The sequence below is a fragment of the Halovulum marinum genome (assembly GCF_009697225.1).
GTDB lineage: Bacteria > Pseudomonadota > Alphaproteobacteria > Rhodobacterales > Rhodobacteraceae > Halovulum > Halovulum marinum.
In genome coordinates, this window is the sequence record NZ_WIND01000013.1 from 58540 (window position 1) to 79616 (window position 21077).

Annotated in this window: 26 protein-coding genes; 12 read left to right on the forward strand and 14 right to left on the reverse strand. The window is 63.4% G+C overall.

Features of this window, described 5'->3' with window-relative positions; translation table 11 throughout:
* Positions 1–143: 143 nt before the first annotated feature.
* The 7 genes from GE300_RS14910 to GE300_RS14940 form a co-directional block, all read right to left on the reverse strand.
* On the reverse strand, positions 144–1217 hold the full coding sequence (locus GE300_RS14910; RefSeq protein WP_154447469.1) for an endonuclease/exonuclease/phosphatase family protein: 1074 nt from the start codon (positions 1215–1217) through the stop codon (positions 144–146).
* A 96-nt stretch (positions 1218–1313) separates the two neighbouring features.
* Positions 1314–1898 carry a hypothetical protein gene (locus GE300_RS14915; RefSeq protein ID WP_154447471.1) on the reverse strand — a complete coding sequence of 195 codons (585 nt, stop codon included), beginning with the start codon at positions 1896–1898 and terminating at the stop codon, positions 1314–1316.
* A 138-nt stretch (positions 1899–2036) separates the two neighbouring features.
* Positions 2037–2927, reverse strand: a complete 891-nt coding sequence (locus GE300_RS14920; protein WP_154447473.1) for a recombinase family protein — start codon at positions 2925–2927, stop codon at positions 2037–2039.
* Between the two features lie 49 nt (positions 2928–2976).
* Positions 2977–3132, reverse strand: coding sequence for a hypothetical protein (locus GE300_RS14925; protein WP_154447475.1), 156 nt, complete (start codon positions 3130–3132; stop codon positions 2977–2979).
* Positions 3132–3566 (reverse strand): hypothetical protein, encoded by a 435-nt coding sequence (locus GE300_RS14930; RefSeq protein ID WP_154447477.1) that lies wholly within the window; start codon positions 3564–3566, stop codon positions 3132–3134. The genes GE300_RS14925 and GE300_RS14930 overlap by 1 nt, the downstream gene beginning before the upstream one ends.
* 10 nt (positions 3567–3576) lie before the next feature.
* The gene (locus tag GE300_RS14935; protein WP_154447479.1) at positions 3577–3798 is read right to left on the reverse strand and encodes a hypothetical protein; all 222 of its coding nucleotides are present in this window, start codon (positions 3796–3798) and stop codon (positions 3577–3579) included.
* Positions 3798–4019, reverse strand: a complete 222-nt coding sequence (locus GE300_RS14940; protein ID WP_154447481.1) for a hypothetical protein — start codon at positions 4017–4019, stop codon at positions 3798–3800. The genes GE300_RS14935 and GE300_RS14940 overlap by 1 nt, the downstream gene beginning before the upstream one ends.
* Positions 4020–4491: 472 nt before the next feature.
* Between GE300_RS14940 and GE300_RS14945 the strand changes: the two genes are divergently transcribed.
* Positions 4492–5655 carry a hypothetical protein gene (locus GE300_RS14945; RefSeq protein ID WP_154447483.1) on the forward strand — a complete coding sequence of 388 codons (1164 nt, stop codon included), beginning with the start codon at positions 4492–4494 and terminating at the stop codon, positions 5653–5655.
* A gap of 31 nt (positions 5656–5686) precedes the next feature.
* Here GE300_RS14945 and GE300_RS14950 read toward each other — a convergent pair whose 3' ends face one another.
* Positions 5687–6175 (reverse strand): type II toxin-antitoxin system YhaV family toxin, encoded by a 489-nt coding sequence (locus tag GE300_RS14950; RefSeq protein WP_154447485.1) that lies wholly within the window; start codon positions 6173–6175, stop codon positions 5687–5689.
* Positions 6172–6501, reverse strand: coding sequence for a type II toxin-antitoxin system PrlF family antitoxin (locus tag GE300_RS14955; RefSeq protein ID WP_154447487.1), 330 nt, complete (start codon positions 6499–6501; stop codon positions 6172–6174). Before GE300_RS14955 ends, GE300_RS14950 begins: the two co-directional genes overlap by 4 nt.
* Positions 6502–6844: 343 nt before the next feature.
* On the opposite strand from GE300_RS14955, the gene GE300_RS14960 reads away from it, so the two are divergent.
* The 3 genes from GE300_RS14960 to GE300_RS14965 are packed head-to-tail and all read left to right on the forward strand — an operon-like array spanning position 6845 to position 8858.
* On the forward strand, positions 6845–7345 hold the full coding sequence (locus GE300_RS14960) for a hypothetical protein (RefSeq protein WP_154447489.1): 501 nt from the start codon (positions 6845–6847) through the stop codon (positions 7343–7345).
* Positions 7346–7351: 6 nt separating this feature from the next.
* Complete coding sequence (locus tag GE300_RS23105) at positions 7352–7828, forward strand: hypothetical protein (protein WP_233417055.1); 477 nt, start codon at positions 7352–7354, stop codon at positions 7826–7828.
* On the forward strand, positions 7821–8858 hold the full coding sequence (locus GE300_RS14965) for a CBASS cGAMP-activated phospholipase (RefSeq protein WP_325063255.1): 1038 nt from the start codon (positions 7821–7823) through the stop codon (positions 8856–8858). Before GE300_RS23105 ends, GE300_RS14965 begins: the two co-directional genes overlap by 8 nt.
* 641 nt (positions 8859–9499) lie before the next feature.
* On the opposite strand, the gene GE300_RS14970 is transcribed toward GE300_RS14965, so the two are convergent.
* Together GE300_RS14970 and GE300_RS14975 are read right to left on the reverse strand one after the other, a co-directional pair.
* Positions 9500–9649, reverse strand: a complete 150-nt coding sequence (locus tag GE300_RS14970) for a PhzF family phenazine biosynthesis protein (protein WP_154447493.1) — start codon at positions 9647–9649, stop codon at positions 9500–9502.
* Positions 9650–9712: 63 nt separating this feature from the next.
* Positions 9713–9976 (reverse strand): hypothetical protein, encoded by a 264-nt coding sequence (locus tag GE300_RS14975; protein ID WP_233417056.1) that lies wholly within the window; start codon positions 9974–9976, stop codon positions 9713–9715.
* A gap of 10 nt (positions 9977–9986) precedes the next feature.
* Here GE300_RS14975 and GE300_RS14980 point away from each other — a divergent pair, with 10 nt between their 5' ends.
* From GE300_RS14980 to GE300_RS15010, 7 genes are all read left to right on the forward strand, one after another.
* Positions 9987–10334 (forward strand): tripartite tricarboxylate transporter substrate-binding protein, encoded by a 348-nt coding sequence (locus tag GE300_RS14980; RefSeq protein ID WP_154447494.1) that lies wholly within the window; start codon positions 9987–9989, stop codon positions 10332–10334.
* Between the two features lie 82 nt (positions 10335–10416).
* Positions 10417–10908 (forward strand): tripartite tricarboxylate transporter TctB family protein, encoded by a 492-nt coding sequence (locus tag GE300_RS14985; protein WP_233417057.1) that lies wholly within the window; start codon positions 10417–10419, stop codon positions 10906–10908.
* 4 nt (positions 10909–10912) lie between these two features.
* Positions 10913–12421 (forward strand): tripartite tricarboxylate transporter permease, encoded by a 1509-nt coding sequence (locus GE300_RS14990; RefSeq protein ID WP_154447496.1) that lies wholly within the window; start codon positions 10913–10915, stop codon positions 12419–12421.
* Positions 12422–12443: 22 nt separating this feature from the next.
* Entirely contained in the window at positions 12444–13583 is a 1140-nt protein-coding gene (locus GE300_RS14995; RefSeq protein ID WP_154447497.1) for a mandelate racemase/muconate lactonizing enzyme family protein, read from the forward strand.
* On the forward strand, positions 13583–14503 hold the full coding sequence (locus GE300_RS15000; protein ID WP_154447498.1) for a fumarylacetoacetate hydrolase family protein: 921 nt from the start codon (positions 13583–13585) through the stop codon (positions 14501–14503). Before GE300_RS14995 ends, GE300_RS15000 begins: the two co-directional genes overlap by 1 nt.
* Positions 14496–15449, forward strand: a complete 954-nt coding sequence (locus GE300_RS15005; protein WP_154447500.1) for an NAD(P)-dependent oxidoreductase — start codon at positions 14496–14498, stop codon at positions 15447–15449. Before GE300_RS15000 ends, GE300_RS15005 begins: the two co-directional genes overlap by 8 nt.
* 33 nt (positions 15450–15482) lie before the next feature.
* Positions 15483–16622 carry a mandelate racemase/muconate lactonizing enzyme family protein gene (locus GE300_RS15010; protein WP_154447502.1) on the forward strand — a complete coding sequence of 380 codons (1140 nt, stop codon included), beginning with the start codon at positions 15483–15485 and terminating at the stop codon, positions 16620–16622.
* Positions 16623–16847: 225 nt separating this feature from the next.
* Here the strand turns inward: GE300_RS15010 and GE300_RS15015 are convergent, their stop codons facing one another.
* Genes GE300_RS15015 through GE300_RS15025 form a run of 3 tightly spaced genes read right to left on the reverse strand, consistent with a single transcriptional unit; the run spans position 16848 to position 19972 of the window.
* Positions 16848–18365 carry a tripartite tricarboxylate transporter permease gene (locus GE300_RS15015; protein WP_154447504.1) on the reverse strand — a complete coding sequence of 506 codons (1518 nt, stop codon included), beginning with the start codon at positions 18363–18365 and terminating at the stop codon, positions 16848–16850.
* Positions 18366–18369: 4 nt separating this feature from the next.
* Positions 18370–18840, reverse strand: a complete 471-nt coding sequence (locus GE300_RS15020) for a tripartite tricarboxylate transporter TctB family protein (protein WP_154447506.1) — start codon at positions 18838–18840, stop codon at positions 18370–18372.
* Complete coding sequence (locus GE300_RS15025) at positions 18833–19972, reverse strand: mandelate racemase/muconate lactonizing enzyme family protein (RefSeq protein ID WP_325063256.1); 1140 nt, start codon at positions 19970–19972, stop codon at positions 18833–18835. The genes GE300_RS15020 and GE300_RS15025 overlap by 8 nt, the downstream gene beginning before the upstream one ends.
* Before the next feature lie 117 nt (positions 19973–20089).
* Here GE300_RS15025 and GE300_RS15030 point away from each other — a divergent pair, with 117 nt between their 5' ends.
* A complete protein-coding gene (locus GE300_RS15030; RefSeq protein ID WP_154447508.1) occupies positions 20090–21073 on the forward strand; it encodes a dihydrodipicolinate synthase family protein in 984 nt (327 codons plus the stop codon).
* Positions 21074–21077 lie beyond the last annotated feature (4 nt).

Genomic DNA, 21077 nt, shown 5'->3' on the forward strand with positions numbered 1-21077 from the left:
ACGCCCTGCCTGGACGATCGCCCCGCGTCCAGGGTATGTCTGCCTGGTCAACGGCGCCAACGGCCAATGCATCGCCCTACTCGAATCTCCGGCATCGCACGATTTCAGAAAGTTGGTCCATGGACCAACCAGGCGCGACGGCCTCAGCAATTGCGTGCGCGTCGATAGCCGGCGGTGAGCGCCTCCGCTTCCGAGTCGAAAAGAGCGCGGTTCCTTTGGGATGTTCTGCTGTAGCCCGGGCAACCTTCGACATGGTAGATGCCCGAGTTCGAATTTCCGATCACCGCCGGCAAAGAGGGCTCGATCGAAACATCCGCCTGGTCCCTCGGGCCGGAGCCAAGCCATGGCTCGAACCTCACCGTCGCGACAGATTCGTCGAGCACCATGAAGACGGGCGCATGATCGGAAACTTCCGCACGCGCTTGCTCGTGAGTGATGCGCAGGAGTTCTGCGGGAAACTCGTCAATCCCGAACCCCGCGATCGGCAGATCCATTCCGCTCGGCGCCCAGATGTTGTCGTAGAGGTTCGCATAACTTCCGTTGCGCTTGCCAAGCGTCGTCGCTCCATCCCTGATCAGCGGAAAAGATTTGCGCCCAGGCTCACTCCACGCCGTATCTGACGGCTGCAGATTGAAGTCTCCCGCGATGAAGACCGGAAGGCCCGGAAAGGCCTCCTCGAGCCAGTCGCGATAGCCCGCAAGGGCAGCGGCTTCCCGCCGCCGGCGATCGACACTGTCACCGTAGATCAGGTGCGCGGAGGCAAGAACGAAGTCTCCTCCGTCAGCGCTACGAAACACCGCCGAGAAGGGCTCGCGCTCAAAGACGTCCCGATCATCGATGTAGACGACAGCCCCGTCGACCCATTCAATCCGGTCCGGCCGGAAAAGGAATGCATACATCTCCTTGTAGCTGCCGCGGCCGACACGGTGTGATTTCAGGGCCTGCCAGCGCACGCCAGTCGTGCGCTCCAACTCGACCAGCAGGTGCTCGAGACCTTCTTCGGTCATCACTTCCTGGACTGCAAGCAGGTCGTATCGACCCGCGACGGCCGCGACGGCCTCATGGTCCTTCTGATCGCCCCAGCCGAGATTGCGGATATTCCAGCTCCCCACGAACGTCTCCGCGATCGACACGCCCGGGGTCGCTGCTGCGCTCAGTGCAATCGCGGCCGCAAGTACTGTGCGGCCTAGCGCGCGACGGAAGGGCAGGGGGGTCATCAACACCTCATTCAGGAAAAAACAGGTTCGGAGTGCAGCTACATCCGGAGGTATGAAAAACAGGCTGAAAATCCATTTTTCACATACCGCTCTGACTCAGGCGGCGATGGCGCCGGGGGCGGTCGCGGGCTTGGGGACCGGCCTGGTCTTCGCCGGGTTCTTCGCTTCCGTTGCCTCGATCCTGCGCGGGGGTAGGGGAACCGCGAGAGGACGCCAGCCGGCAAACCAGGAGCCGGGGATGCGCGATGCTCCAACAGGAGCTGCCATGTCCCAGGCGTCCGTTTCCGGGATCTCTCCTTGCGCATGCACGATAACGATCTGCTGCCCGGCCCAGGCCGCGTACCGGTCGTCCTTCATCATGGAGCCCACGTCGTCTCTAACTTTCGCCAGGATGGCCCAGCCGTCGCGGTTTGCAGCCCACATCGGAAGCCAGAGCTCCGCATCGGCGCGCTGCGAGAGCTTCAACACTTCGCTGCGCGCGTCGCACTCGACGAACCGCCTGCACTCATCGATCGAGTACATCTTGCGGGAGCGCTCCTGTCCGCGACGCACCCGGTAGTAGCCGGGGAGGGCGCGGTGAATCCGGTAGACGCCGAGGTCAAGGAAGGCCGGCAGCTTGGCGCTCATGCCGTCCGGAGCCCATTGCGGGGCAAAGAGGTCCTGGCGGTCTACAAGCTTCATGGCGTTCTCCGTGGGTGCGACAGACGATCACAACTAACGTTTTTCGCATGGTATCTGAACGGCGGCCATGCAGGCAATTCGCGAGCGGGGCAGGGGGCTCCGTTCCTGTGGATAGTCCGCCGCCGGCAGCGTCGAGGATCAGTCGCCAAGCAGCCCGTGGTCGCGGGCCCTGTCGACGAGCATCTTGACCGAGGAAGGGCTCCAGCGGGTCTTGCCGCGCGGTGTGCGCTCCCGCATCTCGTGCAGGCGATCGGCGATCTGCTGAAGGGTAGGGCGCGGCTCCGTACCGGCGATTGCGGCCACGATGGCCATGAGTCGGTCGGAGGCGGGCTTCACGGGCGCGCGCTCGAGGACCCTGGCGTCCAGCATGCCTTCGCTCACGAAGCGCTTCACGGCGCGTTTCAGGCGCTCTGGGGTCCAGTCGCGGGCATCGCGGGGCAGGGCGGCGTTCACCATGTCCGTGACGGTCTGCCAGTCGCGCTGTGGGCGGTGTCGGCGCACGATGGGCAGCCATTGTTCGGAGTGGGCCATCAGGCCGTCCAGGAAGGCGCTATCGCGCGCCAGGGCGTTCTTGCGGATCGCCGCGGGGTCACGGGCCCTCAAGCCGGGATTGCCGCCTACACGGCCTTGTGCAGCCGCAGAGCGCAGGCCGGCCTGGGTGCGTTCCCGAATGAGCGCGCGCTCGAGCTCCGCGACCGAGCCCAGGATCTGCAGGGTGAAACGTCCTTGGGGCGATGCCGTGTCTACGGGGTCTCCGAGGGAGCGGAAGTGCGCCCCGCGGGCGTCCAGGGCCTCGATGACCGTCAAGAGGTGCGCCAGTGAGCGCGCGAGGCGGTCCAGGCGAACGATGACCAGCGTGTCTCCAGGCTGGATCCTGTTCAGGAGCCGGCCAAGAACCGGGCGCGATCGATCGCCGCCCGAGGCGAACTCCTCGTGGATCTTCGTGCAGCCGGCATCGCGGAGTTCCGCGATCTGCGGCTCGAGTGATTGCTCCCCGGTCGAGACCCGGGCGTATCCGATCAGCGCCATCCTGGTCGGATACTTTCAGCGCCCGGAACTGGTGTCCAGTCGGCTCGCATCATTGATGCCGGCGGCGAGAAGATTGCTTGCGAAGGATCGCAAGGCCGTAGAGCGCGATGCCGAGAGCGACGGTACCGGCAGCCTGCACCCGCCCCATGCCGAGAAGAGCGTACACCGAGACGCATGAAGCGAAGAAGGCCACGCGAAATGCCATCAGCGCGCCTCGCGTCGCCGGCGAGGCGATAGCACGAGCCAGTGCACGAGGTGCAGGGAGAGCCCGCCGGCGGCCACCAGGGCGACAAACAGGAGGCAGCTGGCGAGCGTGAGGAAGGTCCGCTCCGACATCCACTCGAGGGATTGGACGGTCATCCAGAGAAGCGCCGCGAGGGAGAAGGCCACGAAGGCCGCGGACACATGGTGGCTGAAGCGGCGTGTCGGATGTTCGGCAACTGGCATCGACGCCTGCTCCAAATGATGAAAATCAACGTTTTTCGCAAAATAGCCGATCAAGGAAGGGCGGTCAATCGAGCTGCGGCGGGCAAGCCCGCCCAGGATTGCGCCGAAGACGGTGGCTGCGGCGATCACGATGAGACCGGCGCCGTTGCCGGCGCTCAGGTCGTGCTGGAGGTCGGAGGAGGTATCGGGCATTCGGCGCTCCTCAGGTGTAGAAGGCTTCGGAACAGAAGTCGCAGGCGATGATGATCGAACCCGGTCCTTCGGCCTTGTGCCTCAGGCCGTCCTGGTTGCACTTGGGGCAGCGACCCGGACCGTTGACGTGATCGTTCCACGCCTTCTCGACCGCTTCCGGGGTGGGGCGGAGCGGTTGCTGGATCGGCTCACCGCCGACGATGAAGCGCTCGATGACTTGGAACACGCCCATCAGGCGGAGATACCCGGCTCGGGTTGCGTGGCCATGGAATAGACATGGGTACGTCCCAGCTTCTTCCGGGTCACCTCGCCGCTCGTGAGCATCTCTGCCAGCGCCCGGTGAGTGCTCGCATAGTTCGCGCCATCGGTGATGGCGAGGAGTTGCTGCACCGTGGTGCCGGGGAACTCCCCCAGCGCCTTCCGGATCTGTGTCTTGAGATCTTCTTCTCGCATTTTTCGCAAACCTCTGGGCGCGGGAAGTATTTCCGATGTTGCCTGGGGCCTTGCTGCAAACGCATTCCAGCGAAGCCTTGGCTTTATTTTTTCGCATTCTGACGAATTTCGGCGCCGGGCGCAAGAGATTTTCAAATACATAAGACAATATAAAACGGTCGATTGAAAACATCGACATAGGTCCGGAGCCTGCCGTCTCTCTCGTCGCGCTCAGCGTCCCATGGCCCGTTCGGCCTTGCTCAGCAGGGCCTGAGAGCCCTTGGGCGCAAGATCCTCGGCCTGGATCCATTCATTTCGGCGTTTTCCTGGGCTGATCTGGCAGAATGGGCCAATCTGGGTGCAACAATCCACAGAGGCACATTCAGATGAGTCGTGATAGACTATACTTGATACTGGAAATCAGCCTAAATTCAGTATGTAAACCTATCAGCAAACTGGTCCTGGAAAGAGCGATATGGCAGGAAGACACCTGATGTCGGGGCGAGCCTCGAACCCTGGGGTCCCGCGCATCCTGCGGGCGGAGATCGCCGCGGCGCGGATCGAGGGCATACTGCTCGCCGATCCCGCGCTGGCGCGGCACTGGCGCACGGGCCAGGCTTTCGTCGAGGCGGCGGCCTCGGTTGGCCTCGAGGACATTCGCCTGTCGGCGGCCGCGATCATGATGCGGCTCACGTCGAACCGCACCCAGGACATCGACGCGCGCGGCGCCGAGCAGGGCAGGCGGCTGATCGCCGTCATGGCGCGCCCGCCGCTTCTTGCCGCCGATCCCGACGCCGGCCTGCGCCGGATCGAGGCGGCGGCGTCCCCCGTCGGGCATCGCACCCCGTTCGAGGACCGGCTCGAGGGCGCGGAATACGCGGGCCTCGTCGCCCGGGCGCTCGAGGCGGACACCACCCCGATCATCGCAGCGCTGCGCGGGGCGGCGGAATATGCGCTGCGGTCGCGCCGGAGCGCACCGGCGGCGGAACGGCTTCTGTTCATGGCGCTTGAAAGCGAGGCCCGCGCCCGCTCGCGCGGGGATGCCGGCGCGGCCGGACGTTGGGACGGGCCGGACCTGCTGGCGCCGGCAGAGGCGCACTGGATAGCAGCACCCTCGGCGGCGCTTACCCACGGGCGCTACCAGGTCTGGTCGCCGATCAGCGGGATCAGCACGCTGGTCGATGCGCTCGAGGCGCAGGTTGCGCGCGAGCTCGGTCATCTGGGCACGCTGCGCCACGAGCTCGCGAAGCTCGATGCGGCGGCGGCCGCGGCGCGGGGCCGCTCGCGCATGGCGGATTTCGTGGGCTTCGTGAAGCGCCAGCCGATCCTGACTTCAGGCCAGGTGATGGAGGACCTGGGCGTGACGCGGGCGACCGCGCTGTCGCTGATCGGCACGCTGGAAGGGCAGGGGAGCCTGGTGGATTTCACCGCCCGCCGATCGGCCCGGTTCTGGGCAACACCGACCTTGGCCGCCCGCCTGCGACATGGGTCGGTTCGGGCGCGGCCACAGGCGGCAGGGCAGGGGCGGGAGGCTGGGAAGGTCCCGGAGCTCGATCAGCCGCGGACCCGCGAGGATGAAGAGGCCCGCCTCGAGGAACTGCTCGGGGAGCTCGATGACGCTTTGCGGGGCGTCGACGAGGTGATGCGGCGGGGGTGAAGGTAGCCTGTTTCGGTACCGCGCGACAGCGTCAACAGGACTCATCGCTGGCAACCGGCGCTGCCCGCCTGGTTAGATCATTCCAGCCGGTCGGGGGATCTCCCGCCGCAAGGCGCTTCTGGAAGATCCTGTAGGCGTCGGTCTTGCTGCCGTAGGCCCTCTTGGTGCTTTCGTCGTTCACCCAGCCATAGATGATGATCTTGGACTTGGTGTCGTAGCGGAAGAAGAGGCGGAACTGCTGCAGGAACTTCGCCCGTTTCCATGCCCGGTGTTCCGGCCCGACCGTGTTTCCCAGATCGAAGACAGTGGAGGTCGGATTCGCCGGAATGACCTCCTTGGTCAGCTTCTCGATGGCCGCCAGGATCTTCGTGGGGGCCTTCTTCCGGTAGGTCTCGGGATGCTTCTCCCTGAGCCGCTCTACGTTCGCGACAAGGTCTTCATACGATTCAGCGAAGGCTGGATCCTGCAGCAGGGTCCAACCATTGACGACCAGCGCGCCGGGAACCTGGCCTTCGCTCATTCGTCGTCGAGCGGCCCGTCCAGATCGACGTCCATGCCTTCGACCAGTTCAGCGGCGCGGCGGCTTGCTTCACCGCCGAAGGGCTTCAGGCGCTGCGGGTTGTTGACCATCTCGCGCTCGAGGAAGCCGAGATAGGCCTGAACCGCCGGATCGACCTGGTCGTCCTGAGGCTCGGCTTTTTCCAGGATCACCTGACCGCCCCGGATTACGTATGCGATCTTGTCTCGTTTGCCGAGATGCAAGGCCTTTCGGACTGCGGCCGGCACGGTGTTCTGATACTTGTCTGTCAGGGTCGCTTCGAAGCGGGGGGCTTGCACGTCGCTCATGTCGGTGCTCCTCGAGAAGGGTCACGCGGAAAGGTAATGCAGACCCATTACCTTTTCAAGGTTCCTGAAGAAGGCACCTCTTGGGAGGTGGCCGTTGGCAGCTGCCAACCGCAATCGGCTTGGATGCAGGAGTTTCCCGGCGCAGTCCGGCGTCGGGATCGGCGGCGGCGTCACCCGTCGGGCATCGCACGCCGTTCGAAGACCGGCTCGAGAGCGCGGAATACGCGGGCCTCGCCGACCTGGCGGCGCCTTGCCATTCATGTAAAAGGACCATATGTTCGTCAAAAGAGACCACATTCGGTCGAGATGCAAAATTCTCCGGCCGCAGACCCAAGGAGGCTCCATGATGACCAAACAAATGCAGCCTGACCCTGGCATGGACCAACACGCTCCACGGCGTGGGTCGGTCGCATCCCTCGTGGGGCACGGACTGCTCGCGCCCGCCCAGGCAGCCCGCATCGACGCTGCGCTTCAGGCATTGCAGACAGTCGGGGTAGCCGGAAGCGAAGCTTGGAGCATCACCAGGCTCAAGCGCAACCCGGGTGCCTTCATGGCGGAGGTGCTTGGCGAACGACCGCAGGTGATGGCGGACAGCAAGCGCAAGGACGCCGAACCGATCGTCGCCCTCTCGGCTGATGACCTGATGTCGCTCGTTGAGGCCGCAACCAGGGCCGCTGGTCCTGGGTTTGCGACCGGTCGCGAGATGCATGCCCGTCTGGCGCGGCGTGGTCCGCCGCTCGAGATCACGATGCGCGGCATGCCGCGCCGGAACCAGCCCCGGCTCTCCATGGACGACGCACTCGCCGCTCGCCCGATGGTGTCCGGTGGTGGAGCCGAGAACTGATCCGCCATGATCGTGCCAGGGCCTATCGAGACATTCCAGATCGTCGACCGATCGAATGAGCTCCCGGTGATGCGCCACCTCGCATCTCTTGACTCTGTCGTCGCTATTGCGGCGCCGGCCATCGCTGCGGTGGCGGATGCCTACGCTGACGCGCCGGAAGCGCAGCGTTTCGGTTTGATGAATCGTCTTGGAGAGTTTCTGCGCGATTGCGCGGACAGTTCGGCGCCCGGGCTCGGAGAGGCGGCGCCCTATTACCTGATGCTGCCGTTTTCCCTGGGCGCTGTGGAGTCATTCGCCAAAATCCGGCGGGTGCTCGGGGAAAGCGACCTCTTCTCAGCTCAAACCTACGCCGTCGCCCATGGCGAGGACGTGCCTCTGCTCCTGCTTCGAACCGAGGCCGCTCAGGCCGACATGGAAAGCCTGGCGGCCGCTGGGATCGACATCGGCGTGGAGTGGATCGACGCCACGGCGGAGGGTGCCTGAGATCCTGCTGCCTGCGCCCAATCCCGGCGCTGCCACCATCCTGGCGCTCCACGGCGGCGGGTATCTTGGCTATTTTTCCGCCTGCGTGGCTGCCGCGCTCCAGATGCGTCGAGAGACGCTTCGCGCGGCAGGCCCGCTCAGCCGAAGCTTCGATGCAATCTGTGGCACTTCCGTCGGCGCGATCCTCGCGGCCGGTATAGCCACCAACACATCGCCCCGCGATATTCTCGACCTGATGTCGGCGAAGGGCGGGGCGATTTTCCCGAGGCGGCGTTATTTCGCGAACTGGCCCGGGATCTTCACGTCCCGCTTCGACCCGCATCCTCTACATGGTCTGCTCACCGACATTCTCGGCCCCGTCCGGCTTGGAGAAGTCGACAGGGTCCTCGTCATTCCGGCCGTGAATGAAACCCTGGGGCGCCCGGTGATCTTCCGCAGCAGCGATCCGGAACATTGGGATATTCCGCTTGTCGATGTGGTGATGGCATCGGCCGCGGCGCCCCTCTACTTCCCGCTGCACCGTATCGGAGGAGAGCGGTATACTGATGGCGGGCTCGTCGCCAATGGGCCCGCTCTCATCGCGTCTGCTGACCTCTTCCGCAGGTTCGGTATTGGCACACGCCGGCAGCGTGTCGTCAGTATCGGCACGACCCGCACTGCGCCAAGGAGCATCGTGACGAAAGGAAAACATGACCGGTGGGGCGGTGTCCGGTGGATTTGGGGTGGCGGGCGCCTGCAGCAGCTCGTGATGGGTGGGCAGGAGGACCTCCAGTCCGAGCTCCTGGCTGTGTTGGGCCCTGCGGGGAGACTACATCTCGACATGGAGCTTTCGACGGCGGACGCAGAGAAAGTCCACATGGTGAAGGCCGACGCGGAGGCTCGGGAAGTTCTTGGCGCGGCCGCCGCGTCCTGCGTAGCAGAAATTTCTCCGGACGAGCGCGGGTTTCTCGACCGCATCCTGACGCGGCGGTCTCGCGACATGGCCTGGCGGCGCGGGCCAGGCGGGCGCCCCGTCGCAGTTCTGGTGTGACCGACCCGGTATCGCGAGGCGGGGGAGCCTGGTGGATCTCACCGCCCGCTTCCAGGTGATCCGGAGCCAGCGCGAATTCGGAAGCCAGCATCCGCGACGCTCTCGTGAAGCCGTGGCCTCTCGTTTGGCGTGTCACGCGCCAGTCCCAGACCCCGGGCCGCCGCGTTGCCCTCATTCGCGGGGGTCGGCATCCTTCCGCGGGGGAGCGGCCAGATCCTGAAGAAGGTCCCGGTTCTCGTCCATCACGATCTCCGCCGCGTTCAGCGCAGTTTCGACCGAAGGGTCGCGCGGAGTGATCTTGAGGAGCGGTAGAATCTCGCGAATAGGGGCAAGAGACGGCTTCGAACGCGCTGTGTCTCAGCTTTAGGGGGTCATCCTCAATCCGTGTGGCGCGACTATCCTGATACCCGAAAGATCCGCTGGGATAGGCGTGAGTTTCTAGAGAAACTGGTTCCTTGGGAGCGATGTCAGCTACGAAGCACAGAGCGAAGTGGTTGTGGTAGGTGCTTTAAACGGCACTTTGGCGCCGAGCGGGGTGTGCCCGGAATATCGGATGTCTTGGTGACGACCTCGTGGATGGCGGTAGTGGCGCCCGAGGGCCCTCAAGTGTGCGATGTACGGTCGAAACGGTCCTGAATTGCTCAGAGCTCGAGCGCTGCTCCTCCGCCACACAGATTGAGGTAGATGCGTTGCATCTCCTCTGGCGACGGCAGGGCATCGGCAAGCAGTACCCCGGCCGGATTGCCGCCAGATGGCCCGTTGGTGAAGGCTGCGTATCTCAGGATGTTCATTCTCAACCCTTTGCTGTGAGGCTGGTGTGGTTCGGGGCGCCGGATGGCGGCGCCCCGCGGTATTCAGAGCCTGTCGAGAGACGGCTCGCCTTCGCCCAGCCAGGCCCGCTCGAACGCACGACGCGCCGCGATGACGTTCCCTGCGTCGCCCTGGTCCACGGCGAGCGCCTCCTCGGCCTGCCAGACGCCCCAGAGCGCCCAGGCGTTGTTCGGGTGGGTTTCGAGCGCGGCCTCGAAGGCCTGCAGCGCGCCGATGGCGTCCCCGGCCTGAAGCCGGATGGCGCCGAGCGTCTGACGCACCGGGTAGGACCAGTAAGGCGGCTCCATGTAGCCGATCGTGTCCTCGATCCGCGCCGGAGAGCTGAAGCCACTGGGTGCCTTTTCGCCCGACCGGCTCGAGATTCTACCGGATGTGCCGACTTTCGAGGAGGTCGGTGTCGACGTGTTTCCCTATGGTCCGGTGGTCCAGATGGCCTATATCCAGGCCCCTGCAGGCCTGGATCCGGAAATCGAGAACGCGCTTGCCGACGCCTTTGAAGCGGCTTTGACCAGCGAGACTTTCCGCGATTTCGCGGCGAAGAACGGCTTCGTGATCGATCCGCTTCGCGGGGACGAACTGGATGCTGAAGTCGATGGCGTTGCCGACGCCATCGCAGAAGTGGCCGCGCAGGTTTTCGCGGACTGATCCGCCAAGCCCCCGCATTTCCATATCAGAGCACCACGCATCGGCGCCCTGTCGGTGCGTGGCTATCCGGAAGATTAGAGCCATGCCAATTCTCAATCTCGCCGCAAGCATCGCGGTGAGCGTGCTTCTCGTCGTACTGTCGCTGTTTCTTGCGGGCCCAGCGTTCGACTTGCCCGGACTTGGACCGAAAGGCGGGCTTCAGGCCGGGACATTGCCGCAGTTCGTCGTGGTTACGGTCATCGTGCTGGCGTCGCTTTCGGCAATCAATGACGTCCTGAGGTGGCGCGGCGCCCGGCGGACAGGGCGAGCGACCGAGCCCGCGATTGCGCCCGTGCGCCAGGTTCTGCTGGTCGGCGGCGGTATACTGGTACTGCTGGCAGCCTATGTCTTTGCCTGGCGGCCGCTGCCGTTTTCGCTGATCACCTTCGTATTCTTCACCTCTGTGAGCGCCATCCTTGCACCGCCATCCGTTCGAACGTTTCGCGGGTACGCGGTAATCGCGCTGACCGGGCTACTGTTCTCCATCGGAGTCTGGCTGCTCTTCACCCTTGTTCTGAAAGTGCCGTTGCGGTGACCTCATGGAAACGCTGAGCCATCTTGCCGTTGCTTTTGGCAACGAATTGTCGAGTCCGCTGTCGCTTGGCCTGATCCTCGTGGGGGTCATGGTGGGCTTCACCTTCGGGGCAACGCCCGGGCTGACAGCCACGATGGGGGTCGCTCTTTTCATACCGCTGACATTCCCGCTGCCTTCGGACATGGCGATCAGCATGATGATCGCACTTTATTGCGGCTCGATGGCGGGTGGCGCAATTCCGGCGATCCTGATCAATATCCCCGGAACGCCTTCCGCCGTGGTCACGACAATCGACGGCTATCCGATGACCAGGAACGGTCGCGCGGTCGAAGCTTACGGATGGGCCTTGGTAGCCTCTGTCGTCGGCGGAGCGGTGGCATGGTTGGCTTTGGTGAGCCTTGCGCCGGCCCTGGCGCGACTGGCGCTCAAGCTTGGGTCGGCCGAGTATGCGGCGGTCGCCTTCCTGGGCTTGGCAATCATCTCGTCGGTGGTTCCGGCACCGCTGGTGAAGGGCGTTCTGGCCACGGTCATTGGCCTTGGTCTGTCGGTCGTCGGCTTCGATCAGATCACGGGGCAGGGCCGTTGGACCTTCGATAGCCTTCAACTGACCCGCGGCATCGGCATCATGCCGGCCCTGATCGGCCTTTTGGTTATTCCCGAATTGATGTCGACGCTGTTTCAGCGCGGGGGGCATGCCGAGGCGCCGAAGACGTTGAAGGGGATGTTCCCCACCTTTGCCGGTTTTGCGCGGCAGTCCGTGAACATGATCCGCTCGTCCGTGATCGGCGTCGTGACCGGAATCATCCCCGCCCTGGGCGGCAGCGTCGGGGCGTTGATCGCCTATGATCAGGCCAAGCGTTTCTCAAGGAACCGGGCCAATTTCGGCAAGGGCGAACCGGCAGGCGTGGTTGCCTCGGAAAGCGCCAACAACGGCGTGACCGGCGGCGCGCTTATTCCGCTGCTCACGCTCGGCATTCCCGGCGACACGGTGACAGCGATGTTGCTGGGCGGGTTGATGATCCACGGCCTTCAGCCTGGCCCGCGCCTGTTCGAGACCAGCGGCGATATCGTCTGGAATATCCTCGCGTCTGTTCTGCTGGCGAACATGGCAATCATTGTCGTTGGGGCGATCGGCTTCCGCTTTTTCGTCCGGGTGCTCGACGTGCCGAAGCACCTGCTGGCACCGGCACTCTTCGTTCTGGCCGTGGTGGGGACCTATTCCCTTTCGAACAGCTGGTTCGACGTGGTGATCATGCTTTGTCTTGGCGTCTTCGGCTTTCTGGCAACTCTTGGTTCCATCCCGGTCTACCCGATGGTGATCGGCGTCATCCTCGGGCCGTTGCTGGAATCTGAAACCCGGCGTGCGCTGGTCATCAGCGGCGGCGACTGGACGACCTTCCTCACCCGGCCCGTGTCAGCGGTGCTGGTAACCCTTGCAATAGCAATCCTGATAGGCCCGTCGATCACAGGCCTGCTCCGAAAGCGGACACGGGCCCGGACCCCGGATGCATAATCAATTGAACCCAGGAGATATCATGAAGATCAAGAAGGTAACCTGCCACTGGCTCAGCGCGCCTGTCGAGCGTCCTTTCACGTCATCGCGCGGATGGCTCTACAACACGCGCAACACGTGCCTGGTTGAGATCGAGACCGACAGCGGCATCGTGGGGTGGGGGGAGTGTTACGGTCCCTCGGCCGTTGCCAAGGCCTTCATTGAGACCCAACTGGCCGGTCAGATCATTGGCATGGACCCATTCGATGTCGAGGTGATCTGGGAGCATCTATACAATCGGATCAAGGATTACGGGCAGGCTGGCATGGCCATTGCCGGGATCAGCGGCATTGATATCGCGCTTTGGGACATCATCGGAAAAGCCACCGGCAAGCCGGTGCACAAACTGATCGGCGGTGCCTTCCGGCAGGAAGTGCAAGCTTATGCGACCGGTCTTTATTTCATCGATATGGACCGTGTGGCCGAAGAAGCGGTCGAAGAGGCGCAAAAATTCGTTTCCGAGGGATTCCGGGCGATCAAGATGAAGATAGGCCTTGGGTCGCTGCAGAAAGACATCGACAGGGTCGCGGCCGTCCGCGAGGCTGTGGGGTCAGATGTGCGTCTGATGGTCGATGCAAACCACTGTTATTCGGTGCCGAATGCCATCCGTATCGGACGAAAGCTCGAACAGCTGGACATCGATTGGTTCGAGGAGCCGATTTCCCCTGAGGATGTAGATGGTTACGTCGAAGTCTCGCGCGCGCTCGACATGGCGGTGGCTGGGGGGGAGAACGACTTCACTCGTTTTGGCTTTCGCGACAAGATTACACGCAAGGCGATGGACATCGTGCAACCGGACGTGTGTGCCGCGGGCGGCCTGACCGAGTGCAAGAAGATCGCCGCACTGGCAAGCGCGCACGGTGTCGAATGCGTGCCACATGCCTGGGGATCAGCCGTCGGTCTCGCCGCAACCATCCACTTCCTTGCGTCGTTGCCCAGTCAGCCGCCGTGCCTTGTCCCGCAGCCGGTTCTGCTGGAATTCGAACAGGAGGAAAACCCGTTCCGTGATTTCCTGGCCGAGGAACCGATCGTGCAGAAGGCCGGCATGGTCGCCGTGCCGGGCGGTCCGGGCCTGGGGATCGAAGTCAACCGTGACGTCATTCAGAAGTACCGGGTGGCTTGATGCGCTTTGTAACTTTTGAAGAAAGCGGTAGCAGCCGGGCAGGTGTCCTGTTGGCGCACGCCGAGGTCGACAGGGTTGGCGCGGACAAGGTGTTGGACTTGTCCCACTCTGCCGTCGCGGACTGCCTTATGGGAGTTGCGCCCGATCTGCTCGCGATGGTCGAAGCCGGTCTGGGGTCGATAGCAGAACGCGTCGCGGAACTGGCTGCCCCCCCTGCGTCGGCGTGCCTGCCGGAGGGCGCCGTGCGCCTTTTGGCTCCGTTGCCCGTGCCGCCGCGCATCATCGGGGCAGCGCACAACTATACGTGTGCCTTGAGAGAACGCGGTGTCACCGCTCCCGAGGCGCCGGTGCTGTTCGAGAAAAACGCCTCGACCATCGTCGGGCCGGGTGCGGCCGTATTTCTGCCTGAAGGCGCCGGAGGCATCACCTACGAGGCGGAACTGGCGGTTATCATAGGTCGCCGGGCGGATGCGGTCACACCGCAGGCCGGCCTGGATTTCGTGGCGGGCTACACGCTCTTCAATGATATCAGCGCAAGCGAGATCATCCGCGCGGATGGCACTTTCGAACGCGGCAAGAACTTCCCGACTTTCGGGCCGATGGGCCCATGGCTTGCCACGCCGGATGAAGTCGACCCGGTCGCTGGCCATCGTGTGACCCTCACCGTCGATGGCACGCTCCGACAGGATGGCACCACGGCTGATCTGCTGTTCGGCGTGGCCGAACTGATTTCATATCTGTCACAAATCGCTCCGCTGGAGCCCGGCACCGTGATCGCCACTGGCACGCCTGCGGGCGTCGCGCCTCTGCAGTCGCCACCCACCTGGCTTGCACCCGGCACTGTCATGACCCTCGCCATCGAGGGGTTGGGGCAACTCACCAATCCGGTCGAAACCGGGAAGGTGGATTATAATGGATGACATCGTACTTCTCACCAACCCGATACATCCGGACGGGCAAAGGATCATCGAGCAATGTGCCAGGGTGGTTGTCGCGCCCGATACCCGGCCCGACACGCTGCGCCGGCTGGCTCAGGACGCCACGGGTATCATCGTGCGGGCGCAGTTACCCGACGACATAGCTGATCACGCACCGCGTCTTCGCGGCATGGTCCGACACGGGGTCGGCCTGGATTTCATTCCGGTCGCGCGCGCAACCGAACGCGGCATCGCGGTGGCGAACCTGCCTGGCAGCAACACCGATTCCGTCGCGGAGTTTGTCATCTCTGCACTTCTGAACCTTCGCCGGCCCCACGCCCGGTTCGATGCCAAGTTGCGTACTGACGGCTGGGACAAGGCGCGGGCCACCGCGGCCGACACAATCGAAATAGGGCGCGACACGCTGGGCATCGTCGGGGTGGGCGCGATCGGGTCGAAGGTGGCTCAGATCGCTGGCAAGGGGTTCGGCATGCGGGTGCTGGGCAAATCGCGGAGCAGCGCGATGCCCGAGGGCGTGGAACAGGCTTCGCTGGATCGGATCTTTGCCAAAGCCGACGCCGTGGTGCTTAGTTGCGCATTTTCCGACGAGACGCGCGGACTGGTGGATGCAAGGCGCCTGGGCCTCATGAAGCCCGGCGCGGTCCTGATCAATGTTTCGCGGGGGCAGGTTGTGGACACCAAAGCGCTTGTCGCGGCACTCAGGGATGGGCGGATCGGGGGAGCTGCACTCGACGTGCACGACACCCACCCGCTACCTGCAGATTCCGAGGTTTTCTCCTGCCCGAACCTGCTGCTGTCACCCCATGTCGCCGCAATAACCGCCACCAGTATGCAGGCAATGAGCGTCGGAGCGGCCGAGGAGATGCGCCGCATCCTGTCCGGTGAGGCGCCTGCCAATTTTGTCAATCCGGAAATCCGCGGCGAGTAGCGCCGCACAAGCTCTGAGGAGGCTCGTGTTCATATGCGCATAACCGAGATCAAGGCGGTTCCCATCTCGTTCAGGGTTCCCGAAGGACAGAATGTCCGGCTGGGCATTGGAACGGCCGTGAAACGTGATGCGGTTCTGGTAAGGGTTGCGACGGATGAAGGGATCGTCGGCTGGGGCGAGGCACATCACGGCCGTTGTCCCGGCGCGATCGCCAAGCTGATCGACACTACGATGCAGGAACTCGTGTTAGGTGCGGACCCTCTGGATTCCAACGGAGTCTGGGCCAAGGTTCACAAGATGCAGCTTGCCAGCCACGGCATGGGCGCAGCCGCGGCCATGGCGCTTTCCGGCATCGACATCGCCCTCTGGGATATTCGCGGCAAGGCGGCGGGGTTGCCTATCTACCGGATGCTCGGCGGCGGCTCACGTCCGACGCCCGCCTATGCGGGTGGAATCTCGCTTGGCTGGCAGCCGTCCGAGAAGCTTGCTGAGGAAGCGCAGAACTACGTGGAATGGGGGTATCGCGCCCTCAAGCTCCGCGTGGGCGACAGGCCTGCAATCGATGTGGCGCGGGTCCGCGCGGTGCGGCAAGCGGTGGGGAATGAAATCGAAATCCTCGTGGATGCCAATACCGGGTATTCCCTCGATGACGTGCGCCGTGTCATGCCCGCTTACGAAGAACTGGGCATCGGCTGGCTTGAAGAGCCCTTCTCGCCGCAGGACTACCGGGACTACCAGCATGCGGCGGGCTACGGCACGGTGCCACTTGCGGCGGGCGAGAACCACTTCACCCGATTTGAGTTCACTCGCATGATCGAAGATGGTGTGGTCCGCTTTGCCCAGCCGGACCTTTCCAAGGCCGGTGGCGTGACTGAATGCGCGCGCATCGCGACGTTGTGCTCGGCCTGGAAAATGAGCTTCAATCCGCACACCTCTGCGACCGGCATCAACATGGTGGCCTCTATCCACATGTTGTCGGCGGTGGATAACCCCGGCTACTTCGAAGCAGACCTTGCCCGGCACAACCCGTTCCGGGACGAGGTTTGCGGCCAGCCATACGAAATTGATGGCGATGGTTGCGTTCTGCCCAAAGATCGACCGGGGCTGGGGGTTGAGGTTGACGAGGCATTCGTCGCGGCGCATCCGCTGATCGACGGTCCCTGCTACGTCTGAAGGGGACAGTTTTCCCGGCGTGGCCTTGCTGGAATTTCAGATCAGCTTGAAAAGCAGATCCCTCTTGGCTTGCTGCCGCGATACCGATGCCGAGTAGCCGTGTGTCAGGCGACCTGCACTGTCTGCGGCTTGGGCCGGGTAAAGTCCCGTAGCCGTCAAGGTCGCGAAGCGCAGGCGGTATGCCCTGATGCGCAAGAGCGCCGCATCGATTTCCCCGGCTGTCGCCTATTCGGCTGTAGCCGGGGCGCGTCGGTTCTGTCGGCGTCGGCGAATTCCGGAAACAACCGTCAAGACGACAACCAGAGCCGCGATGCCGAGAAAGACTGCGCTGACCGGAGAGGTCAGGAACACCGTGAAGTCCCCCCGGCTGATCAGCAAGGCTCGACGCAGGTTCTCTTCCATCATCGGCCCCAGGATCAAGCCGAGCAACAGGGGGGAGGCAGGGCAGTCGAGCTTGGATAGCAGGTAGCCGACGGCTCCCAGCCCGCCCAGGACCATCACGTGAAATGGACTGTTCGCGACGCTGAAGACGCCCACGCACAGAAAGATCATGATTGCCGGGTAAAGGATCCTGTAGGGAATGGACAGGATCCTGACCCAAACCCCGATGAAGGGAATGTTGACGACGAGCAGCAGCAGGTTCGCGATCAACATGCTTGCGAGCAGCCCCCAGAACAGCTCTGGATGCTGGGATATGACGCGCGGGCCGGGTGCGATGCCATGCATGATCAAGGTTCCCAGGATCAACGCCCCCACCGCATCGCCTGGGATGCCAAGCGTCAAGGTTGGGACATAACCGGTCTGCGCGGCTGCATTGTTCGCGGCCTCGGGCGCGACGATGCCCTCCATCGCGCCTTTGCCAAATCGCTCCGGGTTCCGGGACAGGCGGACTTCCACCATGTAGGCAATGAAAGACGATATCGTAGGACCGGCGCCGGGTAGCGCCCCGAGCGCGCCACCGACGCCACTTCCGCGCAGGGCCGAGCCAATGGACTGCCGTGCTTCTGTCCGGTTCGGAAGCATCCCGCGCCAGTTGATATTCGGCTTGAGAGGAGGGCTTTCGTTCTTCGTTTCCAGGTTGCGGATCACCTCTGTCAGACCGAAGAATGCCATGGCGACGACGATGAAGCTCAGGCCTTCGGACAAGATCGGCATGCCGAAGATAAAACGTCTGGCCCCGGACACGATGTCCATGCCGATCAACCCCATCAAGAGACCAAGCAGGACCATTCCGATGGAGCGGAAAAGATCGCCGCTAGCCGCTGCCGCTGCCGCCACCAGACCGAGGAACATCATGCTGAAGTATTCCGGCGCACCGAAACTCAGCGCGAAACTGACGATCCATGGCGCAGCGACAAAAACAGCGAGAAGCGCGGTGCAGCCGCCCACGAAGGATGCAATCGCGGTCATGAAGAGCGCGACACCCGCGCGTCCCTGTTGGGCCATCGGATAGCCGTCAAGAGCAACCACGGCAGACGCGGGCGTGCCGGGCATGTTCAGCAAGATCGAAGAGGTCGATCCGCCATAAAGCGCACCATAGAGGATACCGGTCAGCATTATCAGCGCACCGACCGGTTCAAGGCCGAAGGTGAACGGCAACAGCATCGAGATCGCCGTCACCGCACCCAAGCCCGGCAGGACGCCCACGAAAGTGCCGAAGACGACGCCGATAAGGCAGTAGAGCAGGTTATTCCAGGTCAGCGCGACGCCGAAACCCAAGGCAGCATTTTCCAGTAGGCCCATCTCGCTACCTCCACAGTCGCATGGGCAGTCCAAGAAACTCCACGAAAACCAGGGCAGAGAAGGCGGTCATCACCAACGCAACGATCACGGTTTCCTTCCAGCGCGTGGCGCTGCCGGCGGCACCGGCCAGAAGGACGCACGCGCTGCAGGCAACAGCCAGGCCAAACCGGTTGATCGTTAATCCGAATGCCACCACCGACGCCGTCAGGAAGAATAGGGGCCACACGTGCAACCTGGGCGTGGGATCCCGAGGCAGCCGGGTCAGGCTCGTTCTCAGGATCAGCCCCAAACCGACAAGACAGAGCGCACCGCCGATCACAACGGGGAAATAGCCCGGACCCATGCGGCGGGCCGAGCCAATCCCGTAATCGGCGCCGGTGAAGGCGAACCAGAATCCGACAGCGGCGAAGAGGACACCGGTCACGAAGTCCTTGCTGCGGAAAAGCCCGACCCGCAGACCGACGTCCTCAGACATAGCACGGCCCTTCGATCAGCGCGTGCGCGCGCACAAACTCTTCGTCTACCTCTACCCCGAGCCCCGCGCCTTCGGGTGCATATACAAAGCCCTGATCGTCCACCGTGAAATCCGGCCCCGCAAACTCGGTCCGGAACAAATTGTACACTGAGACATCCGCTTCAAAATAGCCCGGGTTGTCCACCGCCGACAGCAGGTGCAGCGAGGCGGCCATGTTGAGTGCAGTCATGGAACTGTGCGGGTTTACGCTCATGTTCCTTGCCGACGCCATCGCGGCAATCCTCATCACCTCCGTGATACCGCCGGACTTGGAGATGTCGGGCTGGATCACCTGAACGGCACGTTCGTCGAGGAGCCGGTCGAATTCGAAACGCGTGTAGTGGTTCTCTCCCGCCGCGATCGGCACCTCGCAGATCTGGGCCGCACGCGCGTATGCATGGTGGTCGTAAGGTGAGAACGGCTCTTCCAGCCAGCCTATGTTCGCGCTTTTCAGGACGGGCGAGATCGTGCGGACATCATCTATGGTGTAGGCGGTGTTGGCATCGCTCAAGAGCGCGACGTGCTTGCCAAGTCCTTCGCGAACGGCTTCGATGCGTGCAATGTCACGGTCGACACGGTCGCCGATCCGGAGCTTCAGCGCCTTGTAGCCTCCGTCGGACAATTTCCGTGCCTCTTCGAGGAGAGAGGCAGGTTCCTGGTAACCGAGGCTGAGGCCTCCTCCATACGCCTTGATCGGCCGACGACCGCCGCCAAGTAGCTTGTATAGGGGCCAGCCTGCCGCTTTCCCCCGGAGGTCCCATACCGCCATGTCGATCCCGCTCATCGCGATCGCAGTACCTGCGCCAAATCCGTGTGAGGCCAGATGCCCGCGGTGCAGCCGGGACCAAACGCCAACCGCATCAAGCGCGTCATGTCCGATCAGCATCGGCGCGAGTGTCGTCTCGATCAGTTTCGCGATTGCCCCGGGGGAGCGTCCGTGGTGTGCCTCGCCCCATCCTGAAATGCCCTCGTTGGAAGTAACCTTGACCAGCACGGCATCGCGTTTGACCATCCTGCCAACCCCTATCCGGATCTCGGGCTTGTCCGGCATCCGGTGCGATACGGGAAAAACCTCCACTCTCTCGATCTTCACGCCCTATCTCCTCCCCTGTGGTGAGTGCGGAACTTCCGCCGCTCCCCTTGGACAACTGTTCTTGCCAAAATCTGTAATGTTCAATAACAGGTTTGGCAAGAAGCATAGGAGGCGCCCGTGGCGACGCATACTCTCATTGACGGGGATCCCCTTTGGGTCCCTCTTCTCACCCATTATCGAGCGGATGGCGCGCTCGACCGGGAGCGTATGCGGGCACATCTGGGCAGCATCATGCCTCACGTCTCACAAATCATGCTGGCCGGATCCACAGGCGATGGCTGGGACCTCGATGACCGCGCCTTCGATGATATCCTCGATTTCGCCGCGACTGAGATTAAGGCCCCGGTGCGCGTGATTTTCGGCGCCCTGGCCCGGAGTACGGATGGGGTCATCGCACGTGTGCGCGGTATAGAGGCGGCGGTGACGCGAAGCCATCGGCTTCGAGAGCGGTTTGCAGGCATAACCATCTGCCCGCCGGTTGATCCTGATGCCAGTCAGGAGGCGATCCTCGCGCACTACGGCAAGGTGCTGGAGCAGTCCGAAAGCCTGATTTCGCTCTACCAGTTGCCGCAGGTTACAGGGTGCCGCTTGCGTGCAGAGACCGTTTCCCTGCTTGCGGAAAATCCGCGCGTCTTCATGTTCAAGGACAGTAGTGGCGAGGACCGGGTCGCCGGCGCAGGAAATAACCTTCCCGCGGTGATGATGGTCCGAGGAGCCGAGGGAGGCTATGCCGAAGCCGTTACAGGCGGTGGATACAATGGTTGGCTGCTGAGTACTGCGAATGCATTCGGGCGGGAACTGCGCGCTATCGAAAACGAGTTGCGCGCGGGCAGGGCCAGCGGGGCGACCAGCCTGTCCGACAGGTTGGGGGCCATGGTAGCAACGCTGTTTGCTGCCGCGGCCAGCGAACCGGGTGTAAATGCCTTCTCCAACGCCAACAGGGCGGCTGACCACCTTCTTGCCTTCGGGGCTGATTGGGGTAACGTGCCGGCCCCGTTGAAGCTCGACGGCACACCCCTCTCGCGGGACTTGCTGAACAACGCTGCTAAAATATGCAAGGATGTCATCGATCTCGAAGGGGCGGGGTATCTGCGAAGTTAAGGTG

Excerpts from the sequence above, each read along its gene's own strand:
- GE300_RS14910 (WP_154447469.1), bottom strand. The coding sequence starts at position 1,217 with ATGACCCCCCTGCCCTTCCGTCGCGCGCTAGGCCGCACAGTACTTGCG.
- GE300_RS14915 (WP_154447471.1), bottom strand. The coding sequence starts at position 1,898 with ATGAAGCTTGTAGACCGCCAGGACCTCTTTGCCCCGCAATGGGCTCCG.
- GE300_RS14920 (WP_154447473.1), bottom strand. The coding sequence starts at position 2,927 with ATGGCGCTGATCGGATACGCCCGGGTCTCGACCGGGGAGCAATCACTC.
- GE300_RS14925 (WP_154447475.1), bottom strand. The coding sequence starts at position 3,132 with ATGGCATTTCGCGTGGCCTTCTTCGCTTCATGCGTCTCGGTGTACGCT.
- GE300_RS14930 (WP_154447477.1), bottom strand. The coding sequence starts at position 3,566 with ATGCCCGATACCTCCTCCGACCTCCAGCACGACCTGAGCGCCGGCAAC.
- GE300_RS14935 (WP_154447479.1), bottom strand. The coding sequence starts at position 3,798 with ATGGGCGTGTTCCAAGTCATCGAGCGCTTCATCGTCGGCGGTGAGCCG.
- GE300_RS14940 (WP_154447481.1), bottom strand. The coding sequence starts at position 4,019 with ATGCGAGAAGAAGATCTCAAGACACAGATCCGGAAGGCGCTGGGGGAG.
- GE300_RS14945 (WP_154447483.1), top strand. The coding sequence starts at position 4,492 with ATGTCGGGGCGAGCCTCGAACCCTGGGGTCCCGCGCATCCTGCGGGCG.
- GE300_RS14950 (WP_154447485.1), bottom strand. The coding sequence starts at position 6,175 with ATGAGCGAAGGCCAGGTTCCCGGCGCGCTGGTCGTCAATGGTTGGACC.
- GE300_RS14955 (WP_154447487.1), bottom strand. The coding sequence starts at position 6,501 with ATGAGCGACGTGCAAGCCCCCCGCTTCGAAGCGACCCTGACAGACAAG.
- GE300_RS14960 (WP_154447489.1), top strand. The coding sequence starts at position 6,845 with ATGATGACCAAACAAATGCAGCCTGACCCTGGCATGGACCAACACGCT.
- GE300_RS23105 (WP_233417055.1), top strand. The coding sequence starts at position 7,352 with ATGATCGTGCCAGGGCCTATCGAGACATTCCAGATCGTCGACCGATCG.
- GE300_RS14970 (WP_154447493.1), bottom strand. The coding sequence starts at position 9,649 with ATGAACATCCTGAGATACGCAGCCTTCACCAACGGGCCATCTGGCGGC.
- GE300_RS14975 (WP_233417056.1), bottom strand. The coding sequence starts at position 9,976 with ATGGAGCCGCCTTACTGGTCCTACCCGGTGCGTCAGACGCTCGGCGCC.
- GE300_RS14985 (WP_233417057.1), top strand. The coding sequence starts at position 10,417 with ATGCCAATTCTCAATCTCGCCGCAAGCATCGCGGTGAGCGTGCTTCTC.
- GE300_RS14990 (WP_154447496.1), top strand. The coding sequence starts at position 10,913 with ATGGAAACGCTGAGCCATCTTGCCGTTGCTTTTGGCAACGAATTGTCG.
- GE300_RS14995 (WP_154447497.1), top strand. The coding sequence starts at position 12,444 with ATGAAGATCAAGAAGGTAACCTGCCACTGGCTCAGCGCGCCTGTCGAG.
- GE300_RS15000 (WP_154447498.1), top strand. The coding sequence starts at position 13,583 with ATGCGCTTTGTAACTTTTGAAGAAAGCGGTAGCAGCCGGGCAGGTGTC.
- GE300_RS15005 (WP_154447500.1), top strand. The coding sequence starts at position 14,496 with ATGGATGACATCGTACTTCTCACCAACCCGATACATCCGGACGGGCAA.
- GE300_RS15010 (WP_154447502.1), top strand. The coding sequence starts at position 15,483 with ATGCGCATAACCGAGATCAAGGCGGTTCCCATCTCGTTCAGGGTTCCC.
- GE300_RS15015 (WP_154447504.1), bottom strand. The coding sequence starts at position 18,365 with ATGGGCCTACTGGAAAATGCTGCCTTGGGTTTCGGCGTCGCGCTGACC.
- GE300_RS15020 (WP_154447506.1), bottom strand. The coding sequence starts at position 18,840 with ATGTCTGAGGACGTCGGTCTGCGGGTCGGGCTTTTCCGCAGCAAGGAC.